The following is an 8,352-nucleotide window of genomic DNA, read 5'->3' as shown; positions in this document are numbered from 1 at the left end:
TTGTAAAATAGACATGGACATGAATACTCCTTTGTAATTGGTTTCGACGCCTTAATTATAATGATATGAGTAAGCTCATGTCTATTTTTATACAATAAAATCCCGGTATGCCGGGGTTATTTTGTTATATTCATCTTTCAACCTTTAGCTTGTCATAAAAAAGCCTCTCATTATTTGCTTCTTTCTGGAAATTTTCCAAAAAAGTTTTTTCTTCTTTTTCTGGATTGAAATTGCTGTCGATAATGTCTTGTGGTAAATAAACAAAATCATTAGTACAAAATCCTTTTTGATGGATATCGTTCACACCGATTGTGATCATATTCTGAACAGATTCTTGAGTTAATTTAAATTCCGAACTATAACTATTTATTTTTACCATTTCAACATTTGGATAAATAACAAATTCATTTGCTTTTAGATCTTCAAATATTATCACATCAACTTCACCGTCATTTGATAACCATTGATGCTCGTTACCTTTTTCCAACATATGCTTCTCAAATGATGTTCTATCATCACCATCAAAAAGCGGATAAATTCTCAATTTCATGTCCATGAGATCATCCAGAGAAATATCCCCATCAATTTTTATAATATCTTCATTATCACTTCTATATGTATTACCTTCACCGTCATCAAGTTTCGTAGAAGATTTGTTATTATCAGTGTTAATTTTTAATCGTGCAGAAACCACCGTATTCAATAAGTCATTTGGATCATTGAATGTGTCAAAAAAAGAATTGGTAAATAATATTACATTGTTCCCCTTCATATCAGCAATATTATCAGGTAATTCAGAAACTATATTTGCAAGATATGGATTTCCTTTTGCTCTTTCTTTTCCTTTTCCTTCTTTAATTTTATATGGTTTTACTAAAACTTGACTCAACAACTCAGTAGTCGATTCAGAACTCATAACTTATCCCCTCTTTGCAAGTATTTTATAAATATAATTATAAAGCAAATACCTCCTCATGACATGAATCCTAAAACTTTTTCGCTAATTTTTCAATTCCATCTCTTGACAATTCATTCGGTACCGAAGTATACTCCTTTATGAAATATATTTCGGTACCGAATGTTTTTTAATATAACGAAACGAGGAATACAATATGACAAACTTAACAGACGAATTAATGAAAAAGCTCCACTTCATCAGCAAGGCTTCAAATCAATACATGCACCAAAATAAACAAAGATTAACTGGACAACAAAGAGTTCTAGCAATCCTAAACTTAGAAGACAACTTAGCTCAAAGCTACCTCCAAGAAGTACTCGACTTAAGACCAAGCTCACTAGCAGAACTTTTGAAAAAGTTAGAGGACAAAGAATTGATTGAAAGAAATGAAGATGCAAACGACAAACGGATCAAACGCATCACCCTAACAGAAGCCGGCAAAAAAGAAGCCGAAAAAAACGCCATCCCCACTGGAAATGACGCCACAGAAAAATTCTTCTCCGGACTAACAGAAGAAGAACAAGAAAATTTAAAAGCCAATCTAGACAAGATCCCTGAAGGCTGGGACGAAGACTTCCAACAAAACGCTGACAGCTTCATCGACCCCATGGACCGCTTCGAAAACATGCAAAAAGTAAGAGAAGAAATCATGTCCAAATACGGCGACAACATCGACGAAATGTCCGAACAAGACTTCCGAGAAATGCGAAAAGAAATGCGCAGCAAAATGCAAGAAATGGGCATGATGATGCACGGCAGAAACCACGGCCCACAAATGGGACCAGGCCACAGAATGCCAGAAGGAATGGAGCCAAACATGCATCACAGAAACTGCGGAGGCCCAGGAATGCACCACAGAGCAGACTTCAGATTCGACGGGAGATGGTAAAACATCATAACTCAACTAATTAGACAAAGTATAAAACTACTACAATACTTGTCCAACAAAAAATCAGTAAAAACACAGTAAAAAAAGAAGGCCACGTCAAGCTCTGCCAAAAGCAGAACAAAAGACGTGGCCTTTTATATTCCAAAATAATATTTAGGGCGGAGAGCAAAGCGATACGCCCACCCCAACTAAAGATCAGAACAAGGCGGGAGCAAAGCGACAGCCCGAGAAAAGTAAAACGGATCCAAAAGGAACAGTCGTGGCAGCAACACCGTCAGGAAACAATATAACCGGAGCGAAGTCCCGCGCACAAGAAGGCAGCCAGGAGATCCAACAATTAAAATCTTGCAAATAAATCCAGGAAGCCACCTATTCCCCAACTCAAAACAAAGAAGTTTGGTATAAATCCTAGACGGAGGGGCCCGGGGATACAGCCCTCAGTGGTGAAATTCCTCTTAGCGACGAAGGAGCTTAGAGGAAGGTGCAGTTTTGAAACAAGCGAGCGGTTTATGCTCGATTGGTTCAAAATGTGCCCACCACGTTCCAGCGGCTGTATCCCCGGGCCCCGGAGTCGGCAGTGAACGTACAACCAACATCCTACCCCACACCAAACAACAAAAAATCTAAATCCGAAACCGACCAATATCAATCTTACGATCAACAAAATATATCAAAATCCCGCCAATAGCCATAGAAAGTGCCTCACCAACCCCAACAGTCAAATAGCTAAACCAAAACGGAGTCTTAAAAGCAAAATACAGCTCTCCAGCCACAGTAAACATGGAAAGAGCAAAAACCACTCCAACAATAACAAACTGCAGCTTCAAACTAGAAGTAAACTTAGCCAGCCACAAAACCAAAAACAAAACCAGCAAAGTAGAAACAGTCCCAATAGGAACATCCAAAGTCCAAGTGGGCGACATAAAATTAGACAAAAAAACACCAAGCGTAACTCCCCAAATATATCGTCTCTTAAACAGCACCAAATAATTAAACATTTCCGAAAGTCGGACCTGGATCGGACCGTAGGCGATCGGTTGAATGACCATCGTAACAGCGACGTACATCGCGGCTATGATAGCGGTACTGACGATTGTTTGAACAGTTGAACTTGATGTTCGAGTTAAATTCTTCATTAAAAAAACGCTCCTTTATAGCTTTTTAGCTACTAATAACTACGATCAAAGGAAATAAGTATCGTAGTGATGCAAGGCATCTGTAAACATTCTACTTTTCTAACCAGCCACCGTCAATCGGAATTACGGTCCCGTGAATGTAATCCGCACGTGAGCTAGCTAAAAACAACGCCAGTTCAGCGACTTCTTCAGGTTTAGCCCAACGTTTAGCTGGCGTTTGATCAGCGACCCACTTTGCCATCTTGCCGTCACCTGCAAAGTCCTTTTGGTTCATCGGTGTATCGATCGCACCGGGAGCAATACAGTTGGCACGAATACCTTGATCAGCATAATCTAGGTCAAGTTGTTTGGTCATGCCGATCACCGCGTGTTTAGCTGCCGTATAAGCAACGCCACCGCCGCCACCGACTAGACCAGCGATCGATGCCATGTTGACAAAGACGCCATGTTTTTGTTGCAACATCAGTGGCAAAACCGTTTTGACTAGCAAAAATTGGCTCGTCAGATCCGTATCGATGATCTCGTGCCATTGAGTGATCGAGGTTTCCATTACCGGACGATAATCGTCTAAGATCCCCGCCGTATTGCAGACAATGTCGACTTTCTTAAAGGACTCTGTCAACAACTTGCCTAATTTTTCAAAAAGCCGTTCATCCGTAACATCACCGACTAAGGTCACAAAATTATCGTCGATGATCGGGGCAGCATTTTTATCGATACCAATAACGACTGCACCGTTTTTCAAAAACATCCGGGCTTGTTCCAGGCCAATTCCAGAAGCTGTGCCAGTGACGACTACGATTTTTCCGGAAAAATCTTCAGCCATTAGTCCACTACTTCCCAGTCTTCAGCTAAAATGTCGCAGCTAGTTGGTGACCAAGCACTGTATGCTTCATCTTCTGTTTTGATCAAAAAATATGGGTTCAAGATTTCCCCGTCAAACTTGTCATTTTCAACTAAGACGACGAACAATTCTGTTCCTTCCCAGCCAGTTCTAACAGCCTTTTTGCCGTCTTTTAGTAAAGGTAAGATTTTTTCAAAAGTCATAATATTCTCCTAATCGTTGATCAATAATTTAGTTTTGTGTGCATAGTGCTTGTAGAGCCCGGAATAACGTGTGGTGTAGTCTGGCTTCCAAGGTTTATCACGACCGCAAAAATGCAAAATAACCGTGTGATCGATGACCCAATCTAGATTCCAGGCGCCGTTACCGATCAAAGTATACAGACTACTCATTCTGGCATCGTAATTGTACAGCTCATCTGGTATTTTAATGAAATCTTTACCGTAGAGAGCGTTTAAAACGTCTTGATCGGGCAAAAATAACGTCAATTTGTTGTCCTTGATGTATTGGAAGATCTCGTCAGGTTTGACCTTTTGACGGATCGCATCTAAGTTCATCAACAAGACACCCGAATTGTAGTAACTTTCGGCTTCATAATTGCCTAGTCGCAACTTGTTGAATTGCTCGGTCATGTTGTTCGTCAAAGCCGAATGACTAGCTGCTGCATACAACTTATCCCCCATGTCCAGCTCGTACAAATCGTTCAACGAATTCAACACCAAGATGTCGACGTCTAAATACAAGATCCGGTGCAAGTCTGCAGGCAAATATTGGTGAGCCAATAATCGATAGTAAATCGTCTCCGGATAACGATCGGTGATCGGTGCATCCTTAAACACTTCCGGATCGACTTGGATAGCGTGGTAATCAACACCGATCTTCTGGCAAAAAGCCGTGATCTGATCAGTTTTTTTCAAAGGTTCTTTTTGAATAACATAAGCATCAAATTTTTCCCCGGGCGTATTTTGGACGATCGAATACAAACAAGTCATCAATTGAGTGCTGACATTGTCGTCAATGGCAAATAATAAATTCATCAAATCCCCTCTCAATCCAATGTGGTAGCTAAATTATATCATTGCTAGGCTTTTTCCACGGCATTTATTATAATTAGCCTAAGGAGAAAATTATGATAAAACCAATCAATAAAGACCGGATGTCCCTATCCATCCCGTCAGATCCCGCAACGAAAAATGACTTACCGGTCGTAACTGACCTACTCGACACATTGACCGCTCATAAAAAAGATTGTGTCGGCATGGCCGCCAACATGATCGGCGTCAACAAACAGATCATCGCCGTAAACGTTGGCATGACCAACGTTCCCATGATCAACCCTAAAATCGTGCAAAAAGCTAAACCGTACGATGTCAAAGAAGGCTGTCTTTCACTGACCGGTGAACGGGAAACGACTAGATATGAAGAGATTGAAGTCACGTTTGAAGATATGAATTTCCAAAAACATACCCAGAAGTTCAACGGCTTCGTGGCCGAGATCATCCAGCATGAAATCGACCATTTTTCAGGAACCCTTATTTAGATACGAAAAAAGATGCAGAGAGCGGAGCGAGGTTGGTCAGCTGCTGAGGATTAACGCGTGTAGTCGCACAAGGTGCTGCGAAGCAGTGCCGCGACTACATGTGTTAACCGGAGGCCGCTACCTCGCGGAGCTCGTTTTCACATCCTTGAGGATAAACATAAAAACCACTATCCAAACTGCAGCAAATTTAGTTAGCAAAACATAGACAGCACCATTTTATAACAATTAAAGAATTAACCCGCAAAAAAAGATGCAGCGTGTGCGACTGCATCTTTTTTTCTTATCCTTGATAAGGATTATTTTTTAAAACTTCGGTGTAATGGTCGATCTCAGTGAACATCTCGGCCAAACGTTTTTCATAATGATCACTGTTTTCAGCTGACTTCACTAATTTTCCATCATCAGTAAAGTTGGGATCAACGTTCCACAATAAAGCTGGCTTTGGCATGACGATCATGCTGAACATCCGCAAAATTGGCATGATCGATTCTGCTGCCAAGACGCCTCCGTCACTAAAGTGTGAATATGCGATCACTGAAACTGGTTTACGTTCAACTTGTGGTCCAACGTAGTCCAAGGCATTTTTCAATGCTCCGGTGATTGCGTGATTGTATTCTGGGGTCATGATGATGTAGCCGTCTTGTTCTTCTAATACTTGTAGCCACTTGGCTTCTTGGTCGTTTAGGTCGTGGATCTTGCTTTCTAGTGGTGTTTCTGTGTGATCATATAGTGGTAATGGGTAGTCTTTTAGATCGATCCATGTGTAGTTTGTTTGGTTTGTGTTTTGGTTGACTGATTTTAGGTAGTCAAAGATTTTTCTTCCTAGTGAGTCGGTTCTTGTGCTTCCTAGTATGATTCCGATGTTTTTGCTCATTTTTCCGCCTGCATTCCATTTTTATATAAACAAATATAATTATATTATATAAATAGCTTAGGATTGGATTTATTGATAGTCAATATATTTGCTTATGTGGGGTGATTTGATTAAAAAACATGGGATAGCGATGGTATTTTGGTTGGATGTTCACTGCCGGTTCCGGGGCGGGGCGCTATATGGGACTGGAACGCTGCGGACCCACTTTGAACTAACCGAGCAAAGTACGCTCGATCATTTCAAAGCTGGGTCTTTCACTAAGCGGTAAACCGCTAAGTGAAATTTCGCGGCTGAGACCATATATCGCCCCGCCCCTCCACCTAGGATGGACAATCAAATTCTCTTTTGGTGGGGACAGCTCCACTGCTGCCTTGTTTAAATTGGCACTGTTCTTGCTCCCTATTTGTTGCTGGTCTATCTCAATTTAGTTGATGGTTAGCAAGTTCAAAACCGTCAGAGCCAATTTATCTTCTTTCATTCAATGAAAAGCCAAGGAATTCATTCCTTATTTTGTTTATAAAAAAACATTTAAAAAAAGATGCTTTTTGGCTCGTCAATTAAACTAAAATAAGTGTTAAAGGAAATATTATGAAAAAACTGGACAAATACTTATTAAAAGAATCGCGGCATCAACTTGCTTTTCGTCAGCAGGAAATCGACAAGCTTAATTCTGCTGCTAAATATTTATATTTTAACGTTGCTATTTATATTTTGATCACTATTGTTGAATACTGGCTGGCTTTGGTTGGGCACTCTCAAGCTTTGAGGGCCGATGCTTTGAATAATTTATCGGGCGTTATTTCTACCGGTGTTTTGATATTTGGTATTCGTGAGGCTACTAATGTTAATGATGACGACATTTTAGGGCGTGACTTGCCGAAGGAAAATGTTCGGAGTCAAAATTCTTTGCAGCTTTCTCGATTTAGACTTGAGACGGTCTTTACTTTGGTTACTAGTTTCATCATTATTTTGATTGCTCTGCAGATTATCGTCAGTGGCATCGTTGATCTAAAAAATATCGGCGAATCTGTCAATCCTAATCTCATGTCAGCTTTAGGTGCTGGAATTGCGACTGTTATGATGCTACTCGTTTTTTTTATCAACCGTCGTTTCGGTAAAAAACTCGAAAACGCCTCTTTGCTAGCTGCTTCAAAGGACAGTCTTGGCGATGTCGTTACTAGTTTTGGGACAACCTTGACCGTGTTAATATCCTACTTCTTTCAACTATCCTGGATCGATAGCACCGTTAGTATCGTGATCGGCATCTTCATCCTATGGCAAGGACTAGTCATCTTCCAAGAATGTACGCTCAATTTAATCGACTACGTTGACCCCAAGCTAGAAAAAGAAATGCGCAAAACCGTCGAGCACATTAACAAAGTTAATAAGGTAATGGACTTAACTAGCAGATACAACGGAAACATGCTCATCGTCGACATCTTCATCATGGTAAATCCCAAAGCCACTGCAATGGATATTTATAAAACCAACGAAAAAATCGAACGGAAGTTGCATAAGAAATACAACGTTTATGATGTCAACATAACAATCATACCTGATCCAGAGCAAACTTAGAGAGCGGAAGGCGACGGTCAACTGCTGAGGATTAAGTATAGTCGCACAAGGTGCTGCGAAGCAGTGCCACGACTACATGTGTTAACCGGGGGCCGCTGTCGCCTGGAGATTGTTTCCACTAGAAAACGGGCAACGTTTGGTAATAAAAATACGCGGCTTTGGTATAAAAAAAGCCAACATTTAGCGTTAAAAAATGAACCCTCACATCACGCCCGAACAACAGAATAGACCAAAAAAATACACCCAACTCACAAAGAGTCGGGTGTATTTTTAATAACTAATTATTTTGTTCCGTCAAGGAATGAATCGTAAACTGCAGAAACAAATGAATTAAAAATGTTCAACTTCGTTAGTAAAATCATAAATAGAACCTCCATAAATATAAATATCTAAAGGTTGAAAGATGAATATAACAAAATAACCCCGGCATACCGGGATTTTATTGTATAAAAATAGACATGAGCTTACTCATATCATTATAATTAAGGCGTCGAAACCAATTACAAAGGAGTATTCATGTCCATGTCTATTTTACA

9 protein-coding genes are annotated in these 8,352 nt (G+C 40.2%); 3 read left to right on the top strand and 6 right to left on the bottom strand.

Going from position 1 to position 8,352, the window contains the following annotated elements; genetic code table 11:
* Nucleotides 1-130 precede the first annotated feature (130 nt).
* On the bottom strand, nt 131-916 hold the full coding sequence (locus EKM69_RS11840) for a hypothetical protein (protein ID WP_125711280.1): 786 nt from the start codon (nt 914-916) through the stop codon (nt 131-133).
* Nucleotides 917-1,112: 196 nt separating this feature from the next.
* On the opposite strand from EKM69_RS11840, the gene EKM69_RS11835 reads away from it, so the two are divergent.
* Nucleotides 1,113-1,847, top strand: a complete 735-nt coding sequence (locus tag EKM69_RS11835; protein WP_125711278.1) for a MarR family winged helix-turn-helix transcriptional regulator — start codon at nt 1,113-1,115, stop codon at nt 1,845-1,847.
* 623 nt (nt 1,848-2,470) lie between these two features.
* Here the strand turns inward: EKM69_RS11835 and EKM69_RS11830 are convergent.
* From EKM69_RS11830 to EKM69_RS11815, 4 genes are all read right to left on the bottom strand, one after another.
* Nucleotides 2,471-2,983 (bottom strand): QueT transporter family protein, encoded by a 513-nt coding sequence (locus EKM69_RS11830; protein ID WP_125711276.1) that lies wholly within the window; start codon nt 2,981-2,983, stop codon nt 2,471-2,473.
* Between the two features lie 91 nt (nt 2,984-3,074).
* A complete protein-coding gene (locus EKM69_RS11825) occupies nt 3,075-3,809 on the bottom strand; it encodes a 3-oxoacyl-ACP reductase (RefSeq protein WP_125711274.1) in 735 nt (244 codons plus the stop codon).
* Nucleotides 3,809-4,030, bottom strand: a complete 222-nt coding sequence (locus tag EKM69_RS11820; protein WP_125711272.1) for a DUF2829 domain-containing protein — start codon at nt 4,028-4,030, stop codon at nt 3,809-3,811. The genes EKM69_RS11825 and EKM69_RS11820 overlap by 1 nt, the downstream gene beginning before the upstream one ends.
* 9 nt (nt 4,031-4,039) lie before the next feature.
* A complete protein-coding gene (locus EKM69_RS11815; RefSeq protein WP_125711270.1) occupies nt 4,040-4,864 on the bottom strand; it encodes a glycosyltransferase family 8 protein in 825 nt (274 codons plus the stop codon).
* A gap of 92 nt (nt 4,865-4,956) precedes the next feature.
* Between EKM69_RS11815 and EKM69_RS11810 the strand changes: the two genes are divergently transcribed.
* Nucleotides 4,957-5,367, top strand: a complete 411-nt coding sequence (locus EKM69_RS11810) for a peptide deformylase (RefSeq protein WP_125711268.1) — start codon at nt 4,957-4,959, stop codon at nt 5,365-5,367.
* A gap of 280 nt (nt 5,368-5,647) precedes the next feature.
* On the opposite strand, the gene EKM69_RS11805 is transcribed toward EKM69_RS11810, so the two are convergent.
* Entirely contained in the window at nt 5,648-6,241 is a 594-nt protein-coding gene (locus EKM69_RS11805) for an NADPH-dependent FMN reductase (RefSeq protein WP_125711266.1), read from the bottom strand.
* A gap of 588 nt (nt 6,242-6,829) precedes the next feature.
* On the opposite strand from EKM69_RS11805, the gene EKM69_RS11800 reads away from it, so the two are divergent.
* A complete protein-coding gene (locus EKM69_RS11800; protein WP_125711264.1) occupies nt 6,830-7,816 on the top strand; it encodes a cation diffusion facilitator family transporter in 987 nt (328 codons plus the stop codon).
* Nucleotides 7,817-8,352 lie beyond the last annotated feature (536 nt).

The organism is Companilactobacillus zhongbaensis (assembly GCF_003946515.1).
GTDB classification, from domain to species: domain Bacteria; phylum Bacillota; class Bacilli; order Lactobacillales; family Lactobacillaceae; genus Companilactobacillus; species Companilactobacillus zhongbaensis.
This window is presented reverse-complemented; position numbering and strand designations above follow the sequence as displayed.